Origin of the sequence: Levilactobacillus tongjiangensis, from assembly GCF_003946345.1 — a bacterium.
In the GTDB taxonomy this organism is placed as follows: Bacteria; Bacillota; Bacilli; order Lactobacillales; family Lactobacillaceae; genus Levilactobacillus; species Levilactobacillus tongjiangensis.
The window spans coordinates 151,036-174,856 of the sequence record NZ_RHNY01000003.1; the positions used below are offsets into that span (position 1 = coordinate 151,036).

Annotated in this window: 19 protein-coding genes; 14 read left to right on the plus strand and 5 right to left on the minus strand. The window is 50.0% G+C overall.

The genetic code is table 11. The features are described 5' to 3' along the window. Positions 1 to 160 precede the first annotated feature (160 nt). The 3 genes from EKM75_RS02700 (at position 161) to EKM75_RS02710 (ending at position 4,078) form a co-directional block, all read left to right on the plus strand. On the plus strand, positions 161 to 817 hold the full coding sequence (locus EKM75_RS02700) for a WxL domain-containing protein (RefSeq protein ID WP_125691882.1): 657 nt from the start codon (positions 161 to 163) through the stop codon (positions 815 to 817). A gap of 63 nt (positions 818 to 880) precedes the next feature. Beyond that, entirely contained in the window at positions 881 to 1,912 is a 1,032-nt protein-coding gene (locus EKM75_RS02705) for a DUF916 and DUF3324 domain-containing protein (RefSeq protein WP_225426635.1), read from the plus strand. 12 nt (positions 1,913 to 1,924) lie between these two features. Beyond that, a complete protein-coding gene (locus EKM75_RS02710; protein ID WP_125691884.1) occupies positions 1,925 to 4,078 on the plus strand; it encodes a WxL domain-containing protein in 2,154 nt (717 codons plus the stop codon). A gap of 938 nt (positions 4,079 to 5,016) precedes the next feature. Here the strand turns inward: EKM75_RS02710 and EKM75_RS02715 are convergent. Together EKM75_RS02715 and EKM75_RS02720 are read right to left on the minus strand one after the other, a co-directional pair. Continuing rightward, positions 5,017 to 6,252, minus strand: a complete 1,236-nt coding sequence (locus tag EKM75_RS02715; RefSeq protein ID WP_125691886.1) for an ArgE/DapE family deacylase — start codon at positions 6,250 to 6,252, stop codon at positions 5,017 to 5,019. Positions 6,253 to 6,371: 119 nt separating this feature from the next. After that, positions 6,372 to 6,785 carry an Lrp/AsnC family transcriptional regulator gene (locus EKM75_RS02720; protein ID WP_125691888.1) on the minus strand — a complete coding sequence of 138 codons (414 nt, stop codon included), beginning with the start codon at positions 6,783 to 6,785 and terminating at the stop codon, positions 6,372 to 6,374. Positions 6,786 to 7,086: 301 nt separating this feature from the next. On the opposite strand from EKM75_RS02720, the gene EKM75_RS02725 reads away from it, so the two are divergent. The 7 genes from EKM75_RS02725 to EKM75_RS02755 all read left to right on the plus strand — a co-directional run bounded on the left by EKM75_RS02725 (position 7,087) and on the right by EKM75_RS02755 (position 14,635). Then, complete coding sequence (locus EKM75_RS02725; protein WP_125691890.1) at positions 7,087 to 8,019, plus strand: ABC transporter ATP-binding protein; 933 nt, start codon at positions 7,087 to 7,089, stop codon at positions 8,017 to 8,019. A 1-nt stretch (position 8,020) separates the two neighbouring features. Further along, positions 8,021 to 9,541, plus strand: coding sequence for an ABC transporter permease/substrate-binding protein (locus EKM75_RS02730; protein ID WP_125691892.1), 1,521 nt, complete (start codon positions 8,021 to 8,023; stop codon positions 9,539 to 9,541). Positions 9,542 to 9,556: 15 nt separating this feature from the next. Next, positions 9,557 to 10,510 carry a zinc-binding dehydrogenase gene (locus tag EKM75_RS02735; RefSeq protein ID WP_125691894.1) on the plus strand — a complete coding sequence of 318 codons (954 nt, stop codon included), beginning with the start codon at positions 9,557 to 9,559 and terminating at the stop codon, positions 10,508 to 10,510. Positions 10,511 to 11,068: 558 nt separating this feature from the next. Beyond that, positions 11,069 to 12,199 carry a vitamin B12 independent methionine synthase gene (locus EKM75_RS02740; RefSeq protein ID WP_125691896.1) on the plus strand — a complete coding sequence of 377 codons (1,131 nt, stop codon included), beginning with the start codon at positions 11,069 to 11,071 and terminating at the stop codon, positions 12,197 to 12,199. A gap of 668 nt (positions 12,200 to 12,867) precedes the next feature. After that, positions 12,868 to 13,560: a glycerophosphodiester phosphodiesterase family protein gene (locus tag EKM75_RS02745; RefSeq protein ID WP_125691898.1), complete on the plus strand. Its 693-nt coding sequence runs from the start codon at positions 12,868 to 12,870 to the stop codon at positions 13,558 to 13,560. A 268-nt stretch (positions 13,561 to 13,828) separates the two neighbouring features. Next, positions 13,829 to 14,188, plus strand: a complete 360-nt coding sequence (locus EKM75_RS02750) for a hypothetical protein (protein ID WP_125691900.1) — start codon at positions 13,829 to 13,831, stop codon at positions 14,186 to 14,188. A 90-nt stretch (positions 14,189 to 14,278) separates the two neighbouring features. Continuing rightward, positions 14,279 to 14,635, plus strand: a complete 357-nt coding sequence (locus EKM75_RS02755; protein WP_125691902.1) for a hypothetical protein — start codon at positions 14,279 to 14,281, stop codon at positions 14,633 to 14,635. A 152-nt stretch (positions 14,636 to 14,787) separates the two neighbouring features. On the opposite strand, the gene EKM75_RS02760 is transcribed toward EKM75_RS02755, so the two are convergent. Beyond that, complete coding sequence (locus tag EKM75_RS02760) at positions 14,788 to 15,342, minus strand: NADPH-dependent FMN reductase (protein ID WP_125691904.1); 555 nt, start codon at positions 15,340 to 15,342, stop codon at positions 14,788 to 14,790. Between the two features lie 77 nt (positions 15,343 to 15,419). On the opposite strand from EKM75_RS02760, the gene EKM75_RS02765 reads away from it, so the two are divergent. The 3 genes from EKM75_RS02765 to EKM75_RS02775 all read left to right on the plus strand — a co-directional run bounded on the left by EKM75_RS02765 (position 15,420) and on the right by EKM75_RS02775 (position 17,244). After that, on the plus strand, positions 15,420 to 15,863 hold the full coding sequence (locus EKM75_RS02765; protein WP_125691905.1) for a MarR family winged helix-turn-helix transcriptional regulator: 444 nt from the start codon (positions 15,420 to 15,422) through the stop codon (positions 15,861 to 15,863). Between the two features lie 88 nt (positions 15,864 to 15,951). Next, positions 15,952 to 16,551: a PepSY domain-containing protein gene (locus EKM75_RS02770; RefSeq protein WP_125691907.1), complete on the plus strand. Its 600-nt coding sequence runs from the start codon at positions 15,952 to 15,954 to the stop codon at positions 16,549 to 16,551. A 30-nt stretch (positions 16,552 to 16,581) separates the two neighbouring features. Next, positions 16,582 to 17,244 carry a hypothetical protein gene (locus tag EKM75_RS02775; protein ID WP_125691909.1) on the plus strand — a complete coding sequence of 221 codons (663 nt, stop codon included), beginning with the start codon at positions 16,582 to 16,584 and terminating at the stop codon, positions 17,242 to 17,244. A 513-nt stretch (positions 17,245 to 17,757) separates the two neighbouring features. Here EKM75_RS02775 and EKM75_RS02780 read toward each other — a convergent pair. Together EKM75_RS02780 and EKM75_RS02785 are read right to left on the minus strand one after the other, a co-directional pair. After that, a complete protein-coding gene (locus EKM75_RS02780; protein WP_125691911.1) occupies positions 17,758 to 18,495 on the minus strand; it encodes a hypothetical protein in 738 nt (245 codons plus the stop codon). 559 nt (positions 18,496 to 19,054) lie between these two features. Then, positions 19,055 to 20,029, minus strand: a complete 975-nt coding sequence (locus EKM75_RS02785; RefSeq protein ID WP_164508707.1) for an alcohol dehydrogenase catalytic domain-containing protein — start codon at positions 20,027 to 20,029, stop codon at positions 19,055 to 19,057. A gap of 352 nt (positions 20,030 to 20,381) precedes the next feature. On the opposite strand from EKM75_RS02785, the gene EKM75_RS02790 reads away from it, so the two are divergent. Beyond that, positions 20,382 to 23,138: an HAD-IC family P-type ATPase gene (locus EKM75_RS02790; RefSeq protein ID WP_125691915.1), complete on the plus strand. Its 2,757-nt coding sequence runs from the start codon at positions 20,382 to 20,384 to the stop codon at positions 23,136 to 23,138. Positions 23,139 to 23,821: the final 683 nt, after the last annotated feature.

Sequence of the window (23,821 nt, forward strand, 5' to 3'; positions counted from 1 at the left end):
TCGGAGCTAGAAATGGTTTATTCGGTCAGACAGTCGGCGGACAAAGTGGTCGGCATGGAACAAGTTAGGTAAGTCACTAGCGGGTGGTTCAACCATTACCGGAGCTACTCGTTTACTCTAAAACTGGTAATCACGATATTATTTTAGAGGAGTGAGTATGATGACTCGCAGATTAAAGATTTCTCTGCTGAGTAGCCTAGCTGTCTTAGGATTAGGTGCCGGATTTATCGCAGCAGTACCAGCTGTTGCGGCAACTACCGACACATCTTCAACTAGTGCAAGTAGCAGTTCTAGTAGTTCAGCGGGACCAACCTCTCAGACCACGACCACCACGGCCGAGTTTGATACGAGTCCCACTGCAGCGATTTCTCTCGATTCTGCACCGAATATCGGTTTTGGCGCCAATGTAACGCCTAACAGTAAAGAAAATGGGAGTTACAAGGCTGTAACGGCGGACAACCCCGTCCAAGTTTCCAACCCTGGGTTACCTAGTGGGTGGAGCGTTCAATTGAAGAACACGCCATTTACGGACACAGCGGGGGACACCTTGGGTGGCGCTGTTTTATCGTTGGGCGCGGCTGACGTTGCTGCCGCTAACACCGGCAACCCATCGACTGCACCAACGGCTGGGGCTAGCACCTCTCTGAACGGCACCGGGACGAATCAAATCGTCTTCTCTGCCGCTACTAAGGGTGGCTTAGGTGTTTGGACCGCCGATTATGGCCTCGCTGACATCAACTTAGCTGTTCCAGCTGGGCAATTAGGTGGTACCTACACCTCGACGATGACCTGGCAGTTAAGCGACACACCACAGTAGGTGCAGTGACTATTCGGTGAGGATGGCGTTAATTTTCCTGACGACTGATGGGGGGAGTCAGTGATGATGAAACGAGGACTGAAACTTTTGCTCGCAATTGGGTTAGCACTTTTGGTGCTGGCTTGGAAATTACCAACGGCCGCTGCCGACAGTGTGGGCTATTCCGTCAGAGCAATTTTGCCAAGCAATCAGGATGACGCGCAGGCTAATTATTTTGCCTTGCGGGTTAAGCCGAAAGAACATCAACGTTTGGCTGTTCTGATCAACAACACCAGTAATAGCAGCCAGCAGTACCTGGTCAGTGTGAATCAAGCGGTCACCAACGATAACGGGGTGATCGACTACAGTCAGTTGAAACCTAAGTTAGATTCCTCACTGAAGGTGGGCACCAAGGACATCTTCACGAAGGGGTCGAATCAGAAAGTGACGGTTCCAGCAAATACTCAGAAACGGGTGTATCTCACCTACACCATGCCTGCAGAGCGGCTGCGGGGCATTATTCTTGGTGGGGTCTACGTTGAACAAGTGCCGTCAAAGACGCCTAAGAAGTCCGCGGCGAAAATCTTGCTCAACAACGCATTTGCATACGCCATCGGGATTCGCCTGCGGGAGAGTCCGTTGACGATAGTGCCAGACATGCAGTTACACCAGATTCAAGCGGTACAAATCAACCGACGCAATTTTATTACGGCTAATTTGCAAAACCCCCAGCCCGGTATTATGCAGAAACTCACGATTAATGCGCGCGTTACCAAAGTGAATTCCAACCAGACCTTGATCAGGCAGCAACAAGCCAACCTGGGGATGGCGCCGAATAGTAACTTTAACTTTGGCATTCCGTGGGGGAACCAGAACCTTCCAGCTGGTCGGTACACGCTCCACTTAGCGGCCAAGGCGGACGGGCAGAATTGGCAGTTCGCGCGGAACTTTACGATTGCTAACAAGACGGTACGGCGGCTGAACAAGACGGTTTTGACGCCAGCTAAGCAGCCAAACTACTGGCTCTATGCCTTGTTAGGTTTACTGATTGCGATGTTGTTAGCCATCATTGGCTACCTGCTCTATCGCAATCGTCGGGAAAAATCAGCAAAATAGGAGGGATGAAAGTTGTTCAAACGGTGGTTGAGCGCTGGCTTGATTCTACTAGCCGTTTGTCTTGGGGGTAGTGTGATCACAGCCCGTGCTGATAATGATGACAAGCAGGCACTGGCAACGGCGCCGCAAGGAATTTTAATCAACAAGACAAACCCGTTCTTAACAACGGACACGACTAATAAGAGCTCGGCGACCATTGTGAACGGCGAGAATCCTGCTTCACCAGGAACCCAAGTCGCTGTTTTAACGAACGGCAAGAATCAGTTTGGATCAATCTGGTCCACTAATTCTGGCTATTGGAATCTAAAGAAGAATCAACGATTGTCCGTGTGGCTCTACCTGGGTAACCGGGGGAAATTAGCCGGTGAGGGCATGGCGTTTGTTCTACAGAACGATTCGCACAATTTGGCAGCGATGCCCCAGTCCTCTGTAAAGAAGAAGTCTCTTCCTGGTGAAACGTTAGGTGTCTGGGGCGTTGATAACAACAAGGCCCAGTCAACTAAAAACGGGATTGCGGCGACAGCGATTCAGAATAGTTGGGCACTGGAATTTGACACGCGATATAACGGGGTGACAGGGAGTAAGGCCGCGGGCAATGCCAACTCATTTGACGTTGGGATGGCCGGGGTCCACATTGCCTCGAACTACCCCGCACAGGCTTCTTCGTACGACCAACTCGTGACAGACTATGGTTTCTGGGGCGGTCTCTTTAGCAAAAAGGACTACCACTATCAGTTGATTCACCAGGGCTTGATTACCGATACCAATCATCCGGACTTCCTGTCGAACGGCAGCTGGCACCACCTCACGCTGAGGTGGGATGCTAAGGCTGAGAACATGACCTATGTCTTCGACGACAAGAATCCGGTGACGGAAGCCAAGCTCCCCGGGAAGAGCCAGACGGTTCACATTGACACCAAGAAGATTGATCCGCAGCGGAGTAATCGGGCCCGGTGGGGGTTTACCGCCACAACGACCGACCGGTACGAAAACAACCTGGTTGTCTTTGAAAACATCCCGGGGTTGATCGTGGTCAACACTTCTGGTGAAATCACGGACGTTAAACGAAAACGGAAACTGACCACGGATAGTCAGGTGCTGAGTAATGATAAACTACAAGTGGACTACCACCTTGACTATGAGGATGGGCAGCAACCTTGGTCGGATATTCAGACCCACATTGATCTGCCAACCGGAATCACCTATGAGTCGGCCGAGGTGACCTATAGTCACGGGACGACGCAGAAGATTCCGCTGGACAGTATTCGGGATGGTAAGCTGGCTATTAAGCTGGCCGAGAGCCTGAGTCAGAGCAATGCTCACGCGACCATCAAGTTGGTGGGCCGAGCGGACACGGTTAAGGAAACACAAGTCGTGCCGGCAGCGAGTGGGTCGTTTACCTCTTCAGCTCGAATCAGTTCGGCAGATACCCCCCAATTTATCATCAATCCGAACGCACATCTTGAACTGACGGTAACCAGTAACCACGCTACTAGTCTGAATAAGGGCGAGGGTACCACGGTCAAAGGGCGAGTGGACGTTGTTTCCAACACACCGACATCGCCTAAGGTCACGGTTCGCCCAGTTCTAAACGGTAAGCAGTTGAACACGGTGACGGTCGAGAAGGATGGGACCTTCAAAATTCCATTGACGGGTAATCAGCTACAAGCCGGGACTAACCGACTTCGATTGGTTGCCAAATCGTTTTTGGGAGATACCTCCCAAACGGTGGTCGTGCCCATTACGGTGGCTGGGGAATTGAAGTTTGCGGCTGTGTCACCGAATGAAACGTTCGAGGCCAGTAAGCTAACGGGGAAGACCCAGTTCGTTAAGCGGCGGGGTGATTGGCAACTTGCTATCTCGGATACCCGGGGAACTGGTGAACAGTGGACGTTGGTTGCACAGGCATCGCAGTTTACCACCAGTGATGGGACGGTGATGTCGGGACAACCAGTCTACGTTGACGATTTTCGGGTGATCTCACTGGGCGAGACGCCAACGCCGGTCCTAACGCACACCACGGATGACGCTGTCGATGATGGCACGTTCGACGTGGCCAAGACTTGGACACCGGATACCGGAGTTCTGCTGGAACTGAATGGTGGTGCCGCTGCTGGTGACTACCAAGGAACCATTACTTGGACGTTGTTGGACGCACCTAACTAGTCTTTATATTGCGATTGGCAAGTGCCAGAAGGTATTCTAAATTGCATCTCACTGAATGGTCAAAAAGGATCACGGCAGTTTTGCCGTGATCCTTTTCTTTTTGTTTTGTTATCCGCTGATTGCAACTTAGTGCCCATTGATTGCCACCTCCGGTTGCCAGGGCAGGCGTCAGCTGTGGGGACCGGAGTGAGCCGAAGTGCGGTCTCACTCCTCGACTTGAAACCACGCAAAGTGCGCGCGTTTCCAAGCTCGTCCCGTGGCGTAACCTCGGGAACCCACTGAGCTAACGCTACTTTCAAAGTCGCCTCCGGTTGCCAGGGCAGGTGCCAGCTGTGGGGACCGGAGCGAGCCGAAGTGCGGTCTCACTCCTCGACTTGAAATCACGCAAAGTACGCGCGTTTCCAAGCTCGTCCCGTGGCGTAACCTCGGGAACCCACCGAGCTAACGCCACTTTCACTGCTGACACCTGCCCTGACAACCTACGGCTACGTTGATGGTTAATTGGCAACTTATTTTAGTTGTTTTCGTCAGAGCTGGACTGATACCCTCGGCGAAATGAAACGACTATTTTGTTACAAATTTAAGCTAGGTATTTTTGTGAAATACCAATGTCCAAGTCAAACAACGCCACACTTTTGTCGTAGGCGACCAGGGATGGAGCTAGCAGTGAAAGTGGTGTTAACTGGTGTTTTTCCAGTTTACAGCACGGCCAACCATCTTAGAAGCGAATAATCATTCTGCGATAACTGTTGAATAGGTGTTCTCTATATTAGCCGTGAGGTCACTGTGGATGGGCTCAGGCGCCTCGTTCTTCTTAGCCGTTTACGGCTTAGAAGAAGACCAAGCTTTAAGACTCGTGATTTTCGAGGCTTAAAGTTGCGTCGGCACCGTTCCAGCCCATCCACGGTGACCGGTAAGGCGGCCAATATCAGCAAACCCTAGCCCAACAGTTTCGTGACGAGTTTTTCGTAGATGGTGATGAACCGGTGGTACATGTCGAGGTCGACGTATTCGTTGACCTGGTGCGCCGTGATGTTACCCGGTCCGAAGACAATGACGTCGATGTCGGGGTTGGCTGCCAGGAATGAGGAGGCGTCAGTGCCACCAGGAACCCCGATCAATGGCAAAGCCTGTTGCAGTTCAGTGCTACCGATTTCCTTGGCAGCCTGAACCAGTGGCGTGTCTTCCATGGTGTGCATTGGCCGTAAGTCGCTGTGGATTTCCAACGTTAAGTCAGCACCGGCAGCGTTTAAATCGGCGATGATGGCCTTGATAGCAACCGTGATGTCAGCGTTAGGAAGTTCAGGGATGGTTCGAATCTTGACGGAAAGGTCGGCGGTTGCGGGAACCGTGTTGATCTGTTCGCCACCCTTAACCATGGTAACGACCGGCGTAATTGCACCTAAGACGGGGTTGCGGTAGTCCTTGATGGAGGCAAAGTAATCCTCTTCCTTTTGGTAGAAAGCCATCAGTGGTGTAATCGCGTTCTTACCGATCTCAGGCATGGAACTGTGGGCGGCGACACCCTTGGAGTGAACGGTGTAGGTCAACGACCCCTTGTGAGCCAATTCGATGAAGTGTTGTTCACCAGTTTGGTTGGCAGCCAAGAGTTTCTTGGCGCCGTCCTCGTTGATTTGCAGCATAAGTTGAATTTGCTTTTGCAACAATAGTTGTTTGTTGGCTCCACTAGGTTCACCGACGATCAACGTGTCGAGGTCCTTCGCAAAGCCTTCTTCAGACAACTGCTTGGCACCGTATTGGCCGTATTCCTCACCAACCGTGGCCATTAACCGGAACGTTCCGTGAAGGGGTACGTTTTGTTCTTTCAAATGAATCATGGCGAAGACCCCGGCCATCAAACCGGATTTCATATCGGACGTTCCCCGGCCAATCATCATATTGTCCTTGATGGTGGCGGACAGCGCGTCAACTTGCCACTTGGCCGCGTCACCCAGGGCGACGATGTCTTCGTGACCGTCGAACCCAACGACGGGGCCGTTGCCATCACCAATTTCGGCGACCAGGCTGACCCGGTCAGGTTCGTAGGCGTAAGTGCGGCTGTCAATGCCATGTTGCTTCAGCAAGTCTGCTAGATAATCGGCGACCAGTTTTTCGTGGCCGTTGACCGTGTTTAATTTAATGATATCGCTTAATGCTTGGACTACTTCATCCATGTTGTGGACCACCTTAGATTTGAAATTTATTCTGGATACTATAACTTATTAAGGAAAGAAACAGTTGTGTACATTTTGATTACAGCACTTTTCCTGGGAAGGGTCAAGAATCTACGCAGTTAAATGTCATCGATGACGTCAATGACTTGGTAGGTTGCAAACTGATTGAGATGAACGAGAAAGTCGTTCAACACGTGTCGGTCAGGAAAGGCGCCCTCCAGGAGGTAGTCAAACTCACCGGTCGTGCGGTAGTGGTGGCGGAAATCATTGTGGTGCGTTTTGATAAAGGCCAGGTAGGCCGACTGTTTTTGGGCCTGCACGGCCACCTGGATAAAGACTTGGCGGGGCAAGCCCACTTTGTCGAGATCAACTTCAATCGTGTAGTTGGTGATGACCCCCGTATCTTCCAGTCGTTGAATCCGAGCGGCGACTGCGGGGGCGGTCAGGTGGACCAGCTGGGCTAAATGGCTGACTTTGATGCGGCTGTCACGGTTAAGTTCTTTGATAATGGCAAGATCAATTTCGTCTGACATGGTGAACACCTTGTTTTCTAAGTTTTCGGGGCTAAAACTCTTTCGTTTTAATATTAACAGTCGCTACTTCGACGTGTAAAGTAGACAATGCTGCTGAGAAAAACTTTGTAAGCTGTTTACTTCGGTTTTGGGGTGGACATTTGTATAATTGACCCTATGCACAGACGGCAGGGGCTTCGGTTGACGTGACATTAAAACGTCAATCTGCAGATAGCCAGCAAGTTTAAGGACGCGTTCACAACGCCTAAGCGGCAGATGAGTCCGAAAAGTGATGCTTAAAAATTATTGGTCGGAGGTCAACATGATAGAATTTAAAAACGTTAGTAAGCGTTACAGCGGTAATCAAGCCATCGATGATCTGAACCTGACCATTCCGACGGGGGATTTTTTTGTGCTAGTTGGTCCCAGTGGGAGTGGGAAGACGACCACCCTCAAGATGCTCAACCGGTTGATTGCGCCCACCGATGGGAACATTTATTTCAACGACAAACGGTTGATCGACTATGACTTGACCCAGTTGCGTTTACAAATGGGTTACGTCTTACAAAACATTGCGTTATTTCCTAACTTAACGATTCAAGATAACATTGCTATTCAGGCGGAATCACTGGGCTGGTCCCGCAAACGGCGCATTGAACGAGCCCGCACCCTCCTGCAACAGGTGGATTTGGATCCGGATAAATATGCGACCCGGATGCCTAGTGAACTATCCGGTGGGGAACAGCAACGGGTCGGTATCATTCGGGCACTAGCAATTAAGCCCAAGGTCGTTTTGATGGATGAACCGTTTAGTGCGTTGGACCCTATTTCCAGAAAACAGTTACAGGACCTAGTGCTCCGGCTGCATCATGAATTAGACATGACCTTTGTCTTCGTGACGCACGATATGCACGAGGCCTTACGGTTAGGCCAACACATTGCGGTGATGCGGTTGGGGCACATTCAACAGGTGGGAACGAGTGCGGAGATCATGCAACATCCCGCCAACGACTTTGTTCGCGGCTTTTTTGAGAATGAACACGCGTCTCGAATGGTGACCGTGCAGACTTTATTGGATGCGGGTTACGGGACGCCGGTCACGACGCCAGCAACGTTGTCAGCAACAGCACCCGTGCGTGAGTTGGCGGCAGCATTGCAAACGACTAGTGCGGTCGTGGTGGCGACACCGACCGGTTCACAGTCGCTGACGACGCCAGATCTATTGGACTATTTAGCCACGAAGGAGGCGGACTAGCTTGCAACAGATTATGCATATTTTGCAGACCCAGGGTGGTGACATCGTTCACGCCATTGGCCAGCATATTGGGTTATCACTGATTTCACTGCTGATTGCGGCGGTCATTGCCATTCCCCTGGCGATTGTCTTGATGAATCACAAGCGGGCGGCCAACGTGATGCTCCAGATTACCAGTGTTTTGCAGACGATTCCCAGTCTGGCATTGTTGGGGATTTTGATTCCCATCGTGGGGATCGGAACGATTCCGTCGATCATTGCCTTAGTGATCTACGCGGTGATGCCCATCTTTCAAAATACGTATTCCGGGTTAACGACGATTGATCCAAACCTGGAGGAGGCGGCGACGGCGTTTGGCTTGTCCCGCCGGATGAAATTATTTCGCATTGAATTACCATTAGCTTTGCCCATGATCATCTCGGGCATCCGCATCGCCATGGTCATGATCATTGGGACCGCGACGTTGGCTGCCCTGATTGGTGCCGGTGGTTTAGGGACCTACATTCTGTTGGGAATTGAAACCAACAATAATGCGTTACTGATTATTGGTGCCGTACTGTCCGCCATTTTGGCGCTAGTCTTTGGTGCCGCGATCGACTGGTTGGGCCGGCTGTCATTTAAAAAGGTCGGTATCATCTTAGCCACGTTGGTGGTCTTGATTGGGGGATTCGCAGGCTATCGTAAGCTGGTCAAACCAGAAACGACCATTACCATTGCTGGGAAGATGGGCAGTGAGCCCGAAATTCTGATCAACATGTACAAGGACCTGATTGAGAACGATCATCCAAACATGAAGGTCAGCACCAAGGCCAACTTCGGGGGGACCAGCTTCCTGTACAAGGCCTTGAAATCGGGGTCCATCGACATTTATCCTGAATTTACGGGGACGGTCCTGGAGTCGTTAGTCACAGGGCAGAAGTCGGCGAGTCACAATCCGGCGACCACCTACCGGGTGGCAAAGCAAGCGCTCAAGTCGCAACAGCAGTTGGCCTACCTGAAGCCGATGAAATACCAAAATGGGTACGACTTGGCTGTGACGAAACAATTTGCTAAGAAGTACAACTTAAAAACCGTTTCCGACTTAGTTGCTGTTGAGGATAAGATTCACGCTGGGTTTGATCCGGACTTCTATCAACTGAAGGACGGCTATCCTGGACTGAGTAAGGCCTACAATCTCAAATTCGCTAGTGCCAAGACGATGGAACCTTCCATCCGTTACAAGGCCATTGCCAACGGGAAGGTTAACTTGATCGATGGGTATACAACTGATCCCGAGATTCAGGAGTACCATCTGGTGGTCTTAAAGGATGATAAGCAGTTCTTCCCACCGTATCAAGGAGCACCGTTGATGACGGAGAAGTTATTGACAGAGCATCCGGAACTCCAGACGACGTTGAACAAATTAGCTGGTAAGGTGTCAACAACTGACATGCAGAAAATGAATTACCGGGTAACCGTCAAGCATGAGAAGGCAGCGACCGTTGCGCGGGACTACTTGAAGAGTCACGGTTTGTTGAACTAGAGAGGACTGGCAAAAATGAAAGCAATTGTTGTAGAGCATCCCGGTGGACCAGAAGTATTGACGTTACATGAGGTTGACCGGCCAACCGTTAAACCAGGCTGGACGTTGATCGAGGTCAAAGGTCGGGGCGTCAACCACTCTGAAATTTTCACCCGCGATGGTGAGTCACCATCCGTTAAGTTTCCTCGGATCCTGGGGATTGAGGCGGTGGGCGTCGTGGCAGAGACGACTGATGCCCAACGGCTTCCGGTGGGTCAGACGGTGGTCACCTTTATGGGTGAGATGGGTCGGGCGTACGATGGCAGTTACGCTGAGTTTGCATTGATTCCTAATCAGCAGATTTTCCCAGTGACGACTACGTTATCCTGGGCTGACCTGGCGGCTGTCCCCGAGACCGGTTACACGGCCTTTGGCGCGCTCCAGGGGCTGAAGATTCGGAACCATGATCAGTTGCTGGTCCGGGGTGGTACCAGTGGTGTCGGTGTGATGGCGGCTAAATTAGCCCATGCGCTAGCTACTGATCTCACGGTGACCGCGACTACCCGTAACTTAGCCAAGCGCGACCAGCTTCTGGCAGCCGGGTTTGATGCGGTTATTTTGGATAAGGACGGGGAGCTGCAGACTGACCAGCGGTACGATGAAATCTTGGAACTGATTGGTGCAGCGACGGTGCCGGATTCCCTGCAACATCTGACGCCTGGAGGCATTGTGAGTGCTACCGGAGAATTAGGCGGTCAATGGGAGCTACAGAACTTTGAACCGGTCGTTAAGATTCCTAGCAACACGTATCTGACGGCATTTTACTCCGGGGATATCGACGAAGCCCGGTTACGGGAGTTGTTCCGGGTGATCGATACGCATCACGTTGACGTACGACCGGCTAAAGTCTTTGCCCTGCAAGATATGCGGGCAGCACACGAATATTTAGCGAGCCACCAGAGTTTTGGCAAAGTGGTGGTGCTTTCCTAAAAACCACTTGACAATTATGAGGGCAGAGCATAAACTTATCATTAATTTCTAATCGAATTGTCATAATCTCAGCTAGGAGAAGAGTAGTGACGACGCCGCTGTTCAGTGAGCCCGGTAAGTGGAAACGGGCCAGTGGTTAGCCATGAAGATGAGCTCCCGATAGCTATCAAGCGGTTCACGCTGCTTGGTCGGTAGGAACCGTTAACTTTCCGGGTATCAATTGGTACCGTTGAGGCAGAGTCTGTGAGGGCTGTGTGAATTAGGGTGGTAAAACGACGCGTTCGTCCCTTGAACTAAGCAATTAGTTCTGGGGATGAGCGCGTTTTTTTATGCCCTGATCGATTAGAAAGATGGATGGACTTGCGTTATATCGCTGGACTGGCAACGGCCATTTTGACCGTCGCCTAATCCCCTCGACTGCTTAGCGGTGCACGCTGAGTAGGCACTGGCAAACTGACGCTGTTAGTGTGAGCGAAACACGTTGCCAGTCGAACGATTTAGGCGGTTCATCCCAAACAGTGACGGACCAGACCACAGTGAATTCTAGGAGGAAATAATATGACAACAACGACGCAAACGAAATTCCCTTACCGCTACGATGTTGTGGGTAGCCTATTACGGCCAACTGCTTTGAAGGAAGCTCGGGCGAAGTTTTCCCAGGGTGAGCTTACCGCTGATGAGTTACAGACCGTTCAACGGGCCGAAACTAAACGAATCGCTGCTGCTCAGGTCAGTCTAGGCTTGAAGGCCATCACCGATGGCGAGTTTAACCGGAGTTGGTGGCACCTGGACTTTCTTTGGGGGTTAACGGGGGTGGGACACTACGATTACCAACAAAGTTATAAGTTCCATGGCAGTAAGACCCGGACCGATAACGCTGATTTGGTCGGCAAAGTGGCGTTTAACCCGGACCACCCGTTCTTTGAGAGCTTCCAGTATTTACAAAGCTTGGTACCAGCTGATGTGCTAGTGAAGCAGACGATTCCGTCACCCACCATGCTTTTTCGGGACAATCGTAGTGACAACTGGCATCAATTCTATGAGACCTGGGATGCGTACCTGGATGATTTAGCCAAGGCCTATCATGAAACGATTCAACACTTCTATGATCTAGGCTGTCGTTATTTACAGATTGATGATACGACTTGGGCCTTTTTAATCAGTAAGCTGCACGAAACACAGGGTGATGCCACGGCCCATCAAAAGTATGTGAGCTTAGCCGAGGATGCTGTGCGGGTCATCAACCAATTGTTGACGGGTCTGCCGGCAGATCTGACGGTCACAACTCATATTTGTCGCGGTAACTTCAAGTCGACGTACCTGTTCTCAGGGGGCTACGATGATATCGCCGATTACCTGGGGCAGTTAAACTACAGCGGCCTTTTCCTGGAGTACGACAATGAACGAGCAGGGAGCTTTGCACCACTCAAAAAGATTTGGAATGGTAATCCCGATAAGCGCTTAGTTTTAGGCCTGATTACGTCTAAGTTTCCGGAATTGGAGGACGTGGCTAGCGTTAAGGCACGGATTCAGGAGGCCGCTAAGCAGGTACCACTAGCCAATCTGGCGCTTTCCACGCAGTGTGGCTTCGCTTCTACTGAGGAGGGCAATGAGCTGACGGAAGACCAGCAGTGGGCCAAGCTGAAGCTGGTGAAGGAGATTGCTGACGACGTGTGGGGTGCGGACTAACGTGATCTACTGAGACTGTTAAATTAGGCGCACTCCGGCGGCCGGGGATGGCGCCGGCTGTGGGGACGCTTCAGCCAAAGGGCGGGCTTCTCGCTCGATTTGAAGCCACGAAGACCCCGTGTCTTCAAAGTCGCCCGTGCTGTAAACTGGAAAACCACCAGTTAACACCACCACCACGGCCGGCGCCATCCCTGGCCGCCTCCGGCTCTGATTGCGGTTGACCCTGGATCACTGCTGAAGGTTCCCTTACGCCACTCGTGATTGGCTGATTGATAACGGCTTTCGCGTTGTGTTCAGCCCGTGTTAGCTCAAATCTGGCGGGCGGTCATATTAGAATATGGCGGCGCTGTTATCACAAGACTAACCAGCTTTTAAAAACCAGTCAATCTTCATTCAATATGGTATTATCCGACCTTGCAGTGGACCCGACCCCCGCTGTAAGGTCGTTTTATTTACGATTTTTGTACGGAATCGATACTGATTCTTGAAATATTAGGAGTAAACTTAAATTGACAGTTGTAGATATTTCTCGACCGTTAGAGTGGTCACCGGTAAGGCGCTGCATCTGACGGTTAATTGTTATGGTAGAAACTCAGCGCGGTATAATAGCAGGGAAGACAAAAAATGAGCTGGTCGGTTCACGGCCAGGATTAGGGAGTCGGATAGGTATGGCAGGGAAAACGGTTGTGTTTGGTCACCGGGGGTATCCCGCAAAATTTCCAGAAAATAGTCTGGCGGGCTTTCGATACGCCGTTGAACACGGTATCGAAGGGATTGAATTTGACGTTCAACTGACGAAGGACCTAGTGCCAGTCATCATGCACGATGAGCGAATCGACCGTACAACCAACGGCACCGGCTTGATTCAAGATTATACGCTGGCAGAGTTGCGGCGCTTTCAGTTGGCAGCGGGCGAATTGATTCCCACGTTAGCGGAGTTCCTGACGTTGGTTAGCAACCAGGACGTGCAACTGAATTTGGAATTTAAGACGAACAATATCCAGTATCCGGGAATTGAAAAAATTGTGATGGGGATGGTTAATGCCACGCCACTGCGGCACCCAGTTATTTATTCGTCCTTCCATCTGCCAACTTTAAAGACGTGTCAACAATTAGCGCCGAATGAATCGTATTGTTGGCTCACGGATCAACCGGTGGTGAATGCGGCGGCTTTTGTGGCCAATGAGCATTTGAGTGGGCTTCATTTGAGCCATTACCAGGACGACGTGCCGGTGGCTGAACGGATTTGGACGGTGGATGATCCGGCTTTAGCAGAAAAGCTGTTTGCGAAGCACGTAGCGGGGATCTTCACGGATGACTTTGTTGGCATGACGCGTTTGCGGGATCAGAAACAAGGGTAACTTCATCCGCAGTCTAGGGGGCATGTTCAACGTAGATAATGTGCAGATGAACGGTAAGCTAGAAAAATTAACTTAATAAGACCAGACCCCAGGGTTAGAACTTTTAGCTAACCTTGGGGTCGTTTTATTGTTAATTTAGCTATAAGATAACTAACCGGAATTAGGATTTGGCTAAATTACCATTGACTGATAAAACCATTAAGAATATGTTTAGATACATAGGGGGGTCGTAACATCATTGAACCGCTGTAAGGATGGGATGAATTGGATGGGATTAAGGGATAATCATTTAAGAGAACGTTTGCGAAATCATTGGCGGCGGATTGGATTCTTTAGAAAAACGCTTGAGTTACTAGCCGTTATATTGCTCATTAATTTAACCGCGCCAAGTAATTCTGTAAAACTGGCGATTTTGTTGACAGGTCATCCGCGGATTGCGATGAGCGTTAAGGTAAGTAAAGCAAGTGCTGCGGATAATCGGTATCTGCTAGGAAAGTATCGTATTGGTCGGGTGTATGGCATTGATCAGTCATATTTGGATCCTAGCGGCAGTTATGAGGTCGTCTATTTTCACGTTATTAGAATTTTGCTATTTAACGTTGCTTATTCGATTCCCGAGCCAGGGTGAGCTAAGTGCAAGATTACTTGAGTAAATGTATTTGATGATAACTGGAACATTTTAGTCATCAAAAAAGACTGGCTATTTGGACGGTGTAATGTGAGAGAATCAGTGAAAAAGGGAAGAAAAAAGTTTTTAAAGCGACTGGAGACAACGTTAATTATGGTTGTAGTGTTATTACCTGTATTTTTTCTGCCATACACGCCAACGAATGCAGTTCGTTTGTGTATTTTGGAGAACGGTCATCCAATTAGTGCAGTCTTTGCCTTTCCGATAAGGACACCACGTAAAGAATATAGTATGTATTCGGGAAAAAGAGTGCTGGTTTACTACAACATACTCGTCCCATTTGAAACTAGCCAGGGTGGCATGGTAGCAAGTACATTAGGGGTGCATCGTTTGAAGAACGGCGACAGGTTTTACAAGGCCTTTCCAGCAGCTGATATCGCGACTTAACGTCGGAACTTTTTGCGCAATTGGTTTTGAAATTGGCAAACAAAAAATTGGTTCCAGAAATCGTTTAAAGATTTCTAGAACCAATTTTTAAATTACTGGGAATTAAAGCCACCACTGGTACTTGCACGCTACCAGCCGCACTCCTGGGAGAACTAGTCTGCCAAACGATGCACGAATTCAGCACCCAGTTGTTGGGCATCAAAAGTGTAAGGGGCGAGTGCCTGGGCGGGGTCGATGAATTGACCATTCTCGGTCAGATCAGACTTCTTCAAGTCGATTCTGAGGTTGTTTGTCATGATTGGCATCTTCAAGCCACGGACAACCAGCTGCATGCCTAACGCGGCTTGAAAGCCACCATGACCACCATAGGAAACCAGGCTGACCGGCTTACCGCGCCACTCAGCGTAAAGCGTATCCAGGGCGTTTTTCAGGGGAGCGGGGTAGCCCCAGTTGTATTGAGGAAAGAGCAAAATAAAGCCATCGTAGCCCTGGATCAGCTGACTCCACTGCTTGGTGTGAGCCAGCGCGTAGTTGCCATCTGAGGGCATCGCGACTTCGTCCAGGAAGGGCAGGTTGATCTTGGCCAGGTCGATCAGGTCAATGCTCAACTCAGGCTGTGCGGCCGCCTGTTGCAGCCAGTTAGCGATGCTGGGACTGATACGGCTAGGCCGAGTGGAACCAATAATTAAGCCAATTTTTTTAGTCATGGGAGCGTCTCCTTCGTGAGAAATCTTATAGGTGCAATATGCACACATGTTAGCATGCTTCTGGTATAATAACAACTATGGATAATGAAATTTTTGAAGCAATATTTGAAATCATGACGTTTTTTAATCAACCAAACCAGGATCGTGAGTTGTTGAAACGGGCAGGTATTTCTCTAGAGCCAGTCGCGCTGCCGATTATTGTGCGCGTCGGGCGGCAACCGGAAATCAGTATCGGTGAGTTGGCCAATCAAATTGGTCGGAACCACTCGTCGGTTAGCCGGCAGGTCGATAAGTTGGTCGCAGCAGGCGTGCTCATGGAGGTAGAGCGGCGCGACCAACGCGTTCGCCGGATCACCCTGAGTCCGCAAGGTCAACGAGCACTGTTGCAGATCAAAGTTGCCCGGGAGTCAGTACTACGTCAGCGTTTATCTGGCTATTCTGACACGGAACGGGCTGATCTCGTGCGGGTGCTCCAACACTTGGTCAGTACGTTAAATTCTTCTGAAGATTCTCAGGACTAAAAGGGTTCTGATAGCTATTCTTCCAGGAGATTGGTAGACTTAGGCTATTAATTGCAAACCGATTTACTAATCAACGGAGGAAAAGGTTATGGGTAAACTAGGATTGACGCTGCTGGTGACCAGCTTACTGTTAGGTGGCTGTGGTGCCAGCCAACCAGCGACTAAACAAGCCGATTCTTCTAGCGCGGCTAGTTCCAGTAAGCTAGCGGATACTGCGGCGACTGGCAATGCTCAGAAGAAAATCAAAGTTAGCGTCGAGGGGGCGATTCGCCAATTTCACCAAGAATTTGGGAATGCGGCCGTTGTGACGGAACTTTCCTTGGAACCCAATGGGACGCGGTATGCGTACAAGCTTTCTGGAGTAGATAGCAATCGCGAGTACGAGCTAACGGTTGATGCCCAAAATGGCAAGCAGCATCACGCCCGTCAGGAAAAGCTGGACGCCGATGAGAATCAAGGTGTGGCTCGCAAGCAAGAGGGTATCGACACCAATCAGTTACAATCGTTAGCAGCCATCACGCGGGCGGCGACTAAGAAGGTCAGTGGTCACGCTATCTCCTGGTCTTTAGACCGGGAGAACGGTCAGGCACAGTGGGAAGTGAAGGTCAAAAGTGGCCAGGTTTACCACGAAGTAACGCTTGATGCGTCAACGGGGAAAGTACTGGCAACCGAACGCGACGATGATTAAACAAATGGGGATTTTGGAGTGGGGAAATTGATGAAACGAATACGTTGGCAGCGGTGGGGAATCGCCGCTGGTTTTTATGTTTTCTGGTGGCTACGAACCGTTGGCTGGGTCTTTTTTAATGGCCTTAACGGGATGAACGTTGTCACGGTGGTGGAATCAGTCGGTGAACTGCTACTGTTGCTGGTGCCATGGCTGGTGATCGTCGCGGGATTTGCACGGCGGCAACGACCGTGGGTTATCAGTTCGATTGCATTATTGGGGTTAACGCTGCTTTCCAACGAGCAAGTGAGCGTTTACGTGGCACCATTGTTGCCAGCGTTGACCTTGCTCACAGGTTGGTTGTTAGCCAACGCTTGGCTTGGTGTGACCTTTGATTGCGTCAGTAAGTTGGTCACGGGCACAGTCCTGGTATTGACGGGGCTAGCCTTGCTTACGCCGCAGAGCAGCGCGCGGTTATACGTGGCCGGGTACCATTCACCGCTGCCAGCAGTGGCTAGCCGGTTGACGCCAGATGTTAGTAATTGGCGAGCAGAGAAGACGATTTCGTTTAGTCTTGATCGACCAGTCGTAGCGGACGTCGGCATGCTGAGCATGTCCGGCTTCCCGGTATCTAGTCAAAATGAACTCAGTGTGGACGTGCGGCGCGTGGGCTGGGTCTACCTGCCGACCGAGGATCAGTGGTGGGTCGCGTAGGCTGACGCCCCGGTGAGGCCAGAATAGCGAAGATAAAAATAAAAGCTCTCTACCAACCAGTATTGGTGAGGAGTCAAAAATTTGATTGTTTTTGGCTGACTATGTTGACGTGAGGCAGTGTGCCTCCTTTATTATACAAAAAATGATGTTGACAGATTTCTCTATCAACATCAGATATCATAGGACCAAAATTTTATGATATATAGGATCGGAATGAATACTGATCTTAATTGCGACGGTATACAAAATGAAGAATATTTTTTCAATCTTGTAGCGGAGATAGCTAACAGCCAACTTGGAGTAGATATTATAAAGTAATGCTTAAGGTGAAGAAAGCATTGTACCGTTATGATCTTGGAATTCACACTATGCGCAAGATCCAAGGTTTTTTACAAGGACTTAAAAGGCATTGGTACATTAATGATGATTCTCAACCACTCTAATGAAGCGACGACTAAACGATATATCGGCATCACGGACGATGAAATTCAAGAAGCAATGAGAAACTTTAAACTAGGGTTGTGAAATACCCATCAACGTTAACTGTTTCTTTGCTGCTAATATTTTTTGTTCGATGCTACCATACTGAATATAAAGACTGTCCTTCTGTGCTCTTAAATCATGTATTTTAGCCGTGGCAGCAATGACTTCAGGCTTTGCGTAATCCTCTGGCGCAGCCGGACCACTTGGCACGATTTTCAATTCATTCTCAATTTGCAAGTCTAAATCTGCCAGTGGAGCATTGATCTTATCATACTCAGCTTGATACTGTGTAATTTCACTTTTAAGTTTAGCAATGGTTTCAGCGCGGCTATTTTCGCTAGTAGTGGATTGTGTAGGAATAGAGGCGTTAGCACTTTTTACTGTTTGTTGTATTACTGGCTTTGGGGCTTGTTTTTTTTGTTGAGTTTTTGATACAGTTGAAATCTTTTTAAAGGTTGTTGTTCGACTAACATAGCCTTTTTTAGATACCTTAAATTTAAAGGTGGCTTTCTTAAGATTCTTCTTGGTCTTAATGATGAAGTTACCTTTTTTGTTAGCCTTAGAATGTCCCAGAGTCTTATTCTTTGTGGTTACGAGTTTAACAGTTGCTAGTTTGGTTGTATGACCATAAACCCTTTTGCTAGTAACCCTTACTTTGCTGACTTTAGCAACGTGTGACTTTTTGGCGGAAGCATTATTCGTCATCGCCAACAAACCTGTGGTGGCCGTAAGAACGACGATAGCAGGTACTTCAATGTACTTGTTCATATGTATGTTTTCTCCCCTTGTTACAAGATTAGTTACGTATTAAATAATACCATTGTTAATTAAAAAAAGTAAAATTTGATAGTTTACATATATATTTCCGGGTAAAGCAGACCGATTATCAGGACGAACAAAATAAAACAGCGGTCATGACTTTTAGTCATGACCGCTTTTACGATGAGGTCCATTGAATGTTCGGTTTAGCCAGCACTTAAAAAGTCAATTGTGCACAACTAAAAATTCGAGACAAAAAAATTAACCTGATTGAATCGAACTGGGATTTAGTCTGATGCAATCAGGTTAACTATTTAATTGGGGACAGTCAGTATCGAAGCATTTTCCGGGTACTTCGACAACTGTTACCAAAAAAGCTTTAGTTTGTCGTCAGTTTGTTAAGCAATTGTTTTACGACATCTTTACTATAACAGAGAAATCAAGGCCTGCGGGTAATTCTGGCAATTTGTAATATTACAATTTCAACGAAGTGTTTTAATGACCACGCATATTGTAAACGAATCGGTGTTGGGGCAACACTAAAGCGCCCCCATTGGGTCAGATTAGGTTAAACCCGAACGACTAACTTTCCTAAATTTTCATCGTGTTTGAGGAGCTTCAGCCCCGTGACTGCCTGATTAAATGGTAAAACGCGGTCAATTACAGGGTCAAATTCACCGGCAGCCAGTTTTTGGCCGACCACACCAGCCATTAAGCCCAGGTCGGCAATCTCGGTGGGATTCTCAGAACGGTAGGCGCCACCGAGAGCGGACCGGGCGATACTCAGGGCCTTGGTATTCAGGTCCAAGTGGGCGGGCACGCTATCACCAATGGCGATGATTTGGCCGTTGTAAGCCATGCGGTCCACGTCGGCTGCTAGTGACTCCCCGCCAATCGTATTGATGCTGAGACCCACGCCCCGACCGGATGTGGCCTTCATCACGGCCTGGGTGACGTCGGTCTGGTGGTAGTCAATAATGGTGCCGGCCCCGACCCGTTCCACCAATGGCCGTTTGCGCGCAGAAACTGTAGTAATCGTGGGTAAATGGAGGTCACGGGCGAACTGGAGGGCGGCTAACCCCACGGCGCCACCACCGGCGTGAATCAAGACGGTCGGGAGCTCGGACAGGTTGGCTTTGCGATAGAACGCTTGGTAGGCCGTCAACGTGCCACAGAGGCTAGCCGCTGCTTGTTCAAAGCTAACGCTGTCGGGAATGGGAGCGGCGCTGAGGTGTGTGGTCACCGTGAATTCGGCTAGACTGCCGTTACGGCGGAGGTCGCCGTGATACATCACGCGTTTGCCCACGGACCAGTCACTGACGTTGCTACCAATGGCGACGACTTCGCCCGCCACGTCCAGGCCGATAACGTGGGGGTTGTCCCAGGAGCCACTTTCAATGACCTTGTAATCAGCGGGGTTGAGCCCCACGGCCCGGACCCGCACCTTGATTTCATCGGCGGCTGGCAGGGGTTCTGGAATATCTTGTAACTGGAGTTCTTCTAGAGAATGGGGACCGGGTCCCGTAATTGTCCAAGCTTTCATTATGGTCATCCTTTGTGTTGATTAGTTAATTAATGTGTTATGTACATGCGGCAAGTCATTGTCGCCGATCAATTAGGCCTGCAAGTTTAAAGTGGCGGCTACGTTCATCTTAACCAAGTTGGTGGTAGAATTACAGGATTTCGTTTAGTTGTAACCGTTATCCATTCACCCTATTATTAAAGTTATGTTGCAAAGCTTCTAATGGAGTGCATTCTTCCCGGAAAGTTGGTAGAATTAATTAATTTAAAAAAGATGATTTGGAGGTGGACGCCTTGCACCAACCGTACGTTGCATACCCAATTCCCGACCGCTAATCAGACGTTTTCACAGATAGAAAGGAAGACCTTATTACATGGCACAAGACCCAGAAGTAACAGCATCAACGAACACAGAAGCAGAAACCACTGACCCTGGACCCAGCCAGCAGCCGCCACTATGGCAGCGTTCGACTGAGTCCTTACTTGTTGAATTTGCCACGAATGAAGACGAGGGACTGACCACCGCTGAAGCCCAGAAACGGCTGAAGGCAAATGGCCCCAACGAGTTGACTGCCAAGAAGCAATCCAATCTTTTACGTTTCTTGAAGCAGTTTAACAACGCCATCATCTACATTTTGGCAGCGGCTGCCCTGATGACCTTTTTCATGCATCACTATTCCGATTCGATCGTTATCGGACTGGTCATCGTCGCCAACGCCTTTATTGGCTATTTCCAGGAACGCTCAGCGGATAACGCTCTGGACCGAATCAAGTCACTACTGGTCTCCGAGGCCGTCGTCATTCGTGATGGCCAAAAAATTACGTTACCAGCCCGTGAGCTGGTGACGGGAGACATCGTTCAGTTGGAAGCGGGGGACACCGTGCCCGCTGACCTCCGGCTGATTGACGCGGATAACTTAAAGATCCAAGAGTCTGCCTTGACCGGTGAGACCGATTCAGTTGAAAAGGGTGAAGATCCCTTGAACGTGGCCAATTTGCCATTGGCCGAACGTACGAACCAAGCGTTTGCCTCCACCGCTGTGACCAATGGTTCCGGGCGGGGAATCGTGACCGTGACCGGTGCCCAAACTGAAATTGGTCATATCCAACAAAATGTTGCTGAAGTTAAGCAACAAACCACCCCGTTGATGAAAAACCTCAATAGTTTAGGTTTAGGATTATCCGTTGCCATTTTAATTGCGGCAGTCTTGCTGTTTATCCTGGGGATGATTACCCACGTGTACAGCCTGCCAACCTTGCTGATTGCCGTCATCACGATGGTGGTGGGATCGATGCCAGAGGGGTTACCCGCCAGCACGTCCGTCGTGTTAGCCATGGGCACCCAGGCTATGACGAAACAAAATGTGATTGTGAAGACGTTGCCCGCTGTGGAAACACTAGGTGCCGTCGATATTGTGAACACCGATAAGACCGGGACATTGACCAAGAACGAAATGACTGTGACGGACATTTTGACGGCGCAGGACACCTATACCGTTTCCGGGGTGGGCTACGACGCGACTGGTCAGGTACAAAACGATGAGGATCAAGACGTCAACTGGCGTCAGGATGCTGACTTGGAATGGTTGGTCCAAATTGCTGGGCAGACCTCCGATGCCGAATTCCATGAGGAAGACGGTCAGTGGATTCTGACTGGTGAACCGACCGATGGGGCATTAACGGCCCTGTATCACAAGTTGGTGGGCGCTGACCCAGATCCACAAGAAATTGATTCCCGACCATTTGACTCGGCCATTCGTTACTCGGCCCGATTAGTGGATCACAATGGCCAACGCTATCTGTTCGTCAAAGGAGCGCCACAAACCTTGACCCAACTGATGCTGGCGCAGGGTGAATCCGTGGACGAAGCTGCTTGGCAGGAACGGTTGTCGCAGTTAACGCGGCAGGGTAAACGGGTCGTTGCGCTGGGTTACCAACCAGTGGCCGCCGACGCGACTGAGGTTGATGACTTAGTCATTGGTCAGAACTTCCACTTGGCTGGGATGGCCGGTATCATTGATCCACCACGTCCCGGTGTGGCCGACGCCGTTCGGCAATTACGGTACGCGGGTATCAAGGTGAAGATGATTACCGGGGATGACCCCGAAACGGCCGCGGCGATTGCCCGGCAACTGAATTTATCCGAGCAGGCGCGGGCCATTACCGGTCCTGAACTGGCTGAAATGACCGACGAACAGTTGGCCAGTCAAATTGATAAGTACACCGTCTTTGCCCGGACCACACCGGCTGACAAATTACGAATCGTGAAGGCCCAACAGGCCCGCGGTCACGTGGTGTCGATGACCGGTGATGGGGTCAATGATGCCCCTGCCCTGAAACAAGCTGATATTGGGGTTGCCATGGGGATTCGGGGAACCGACGTTGCCAAGGACTCCGCCGATATGGTGTTGGCCGATGACGACTTCACCTCGATTTTGGGGGCCGTTCGGGAAGGCCGCCACGTCTTCGATAACATTCGCAAGACGATTCGCTTCCTGTTACCAACCAGTTTTGCTGAAGGTCTGATCGTGGTTATGAGTATTCTGATGGATCAAGAGTTACCACTGTTCCCAACCCAGCTGTTGTGGATCAACATGGTATCGGCTCTGACGATTCAGTTTGCGTTTATCTTCGAACCGGCCGAGAGTGGCATTATGAAACGGGGCCCACGGGATGTTAAGCAGGGAATTCTTTCTAAGCTCGACATGTTTGAGGTGACCTACGTCTCGTTACTGATTTCCGGACTGGGAATCTTTGCCTACGACCTGTTGACCGGCCAAGGGCTGTCCGCAGTGATTGGGAGTACCATGACGCTGAACGTGATTATCTTCGGGAAGGTCTTCTACCTCTTCAACCTGCAAAATGACCACCCCGTCTTCTCCAAGTACTTCTTCCGCAACAAGATGAGCTTTGTTATCGTGGCGATTCTGATGGCGCTCCAAGCCATGATCATTTACTGGCCAGCCATGCAGGGTGTCTTCCACACCACTAGCGTGAACTTCCACTATGGGTGGGGGATTCCAATCGTTGCCGGAATTGTGGTCTTGTTGGTGACCGAGTTAGCCAAATGGATTCGTCACCGCATCGATGCCACCACCGTTACGCGTGAGCAACGGATTGGTGGTCGTTGATGTTGGCCGCCTGCGGCAGCTAGGTATTGCGCTGTGGGGCGACCCCGGGAGCCAAAGAGCGGTCTCCCGCGGCGCCTTGACCCTTCGCCTAACTCGCGAATGCCCAAGGACGGCCCAGCCACTAAGCCAGCAAAAAAACGCTGACTAAGTGGCTCGACACTGCGCAACACCTAGCTGCCTCCGGCTCAGGTAGTTGGTTGGGTGGCTACGGGTAACGATGTGGCTTCTTGTTTCACTGAAAGTTTGTAAACGATAGCCGTTCATTTCTCTAGCTAGGGAATGGACGGCTCTTTTTGTTACCACCTGCGGTAGCTAGGGCTTGCACTGTGGGGCGACCCAGCCACTAAGCCAGCCACTAAGCCAGCCAAAAACCGCTGACTAAGTGGCTCGACACTGCGCAACCCCTAGCTGCCTCCGGTTCAGGTAGTCGGTTGGTTACGGTGAATGATGTGGCTGCTTGTTTCGCTGAAATTTTGTAAACTTATAGCCGCCCATTTCTCTAGCTAGGGAATGGACGGCTTTTTTTGCCAAAGAGTATAGCTCGCTATTTTAATATCAACCTATAAGGCATTATTCAGTCAACATTGATGATGACTATGACAAAATGAACATTAACGTGATTTCGGTGAACCAACGTAGCTGGAGGTTGTCAGGGTGGGTGGCGGCTGTGTCGGTGGCGTTAA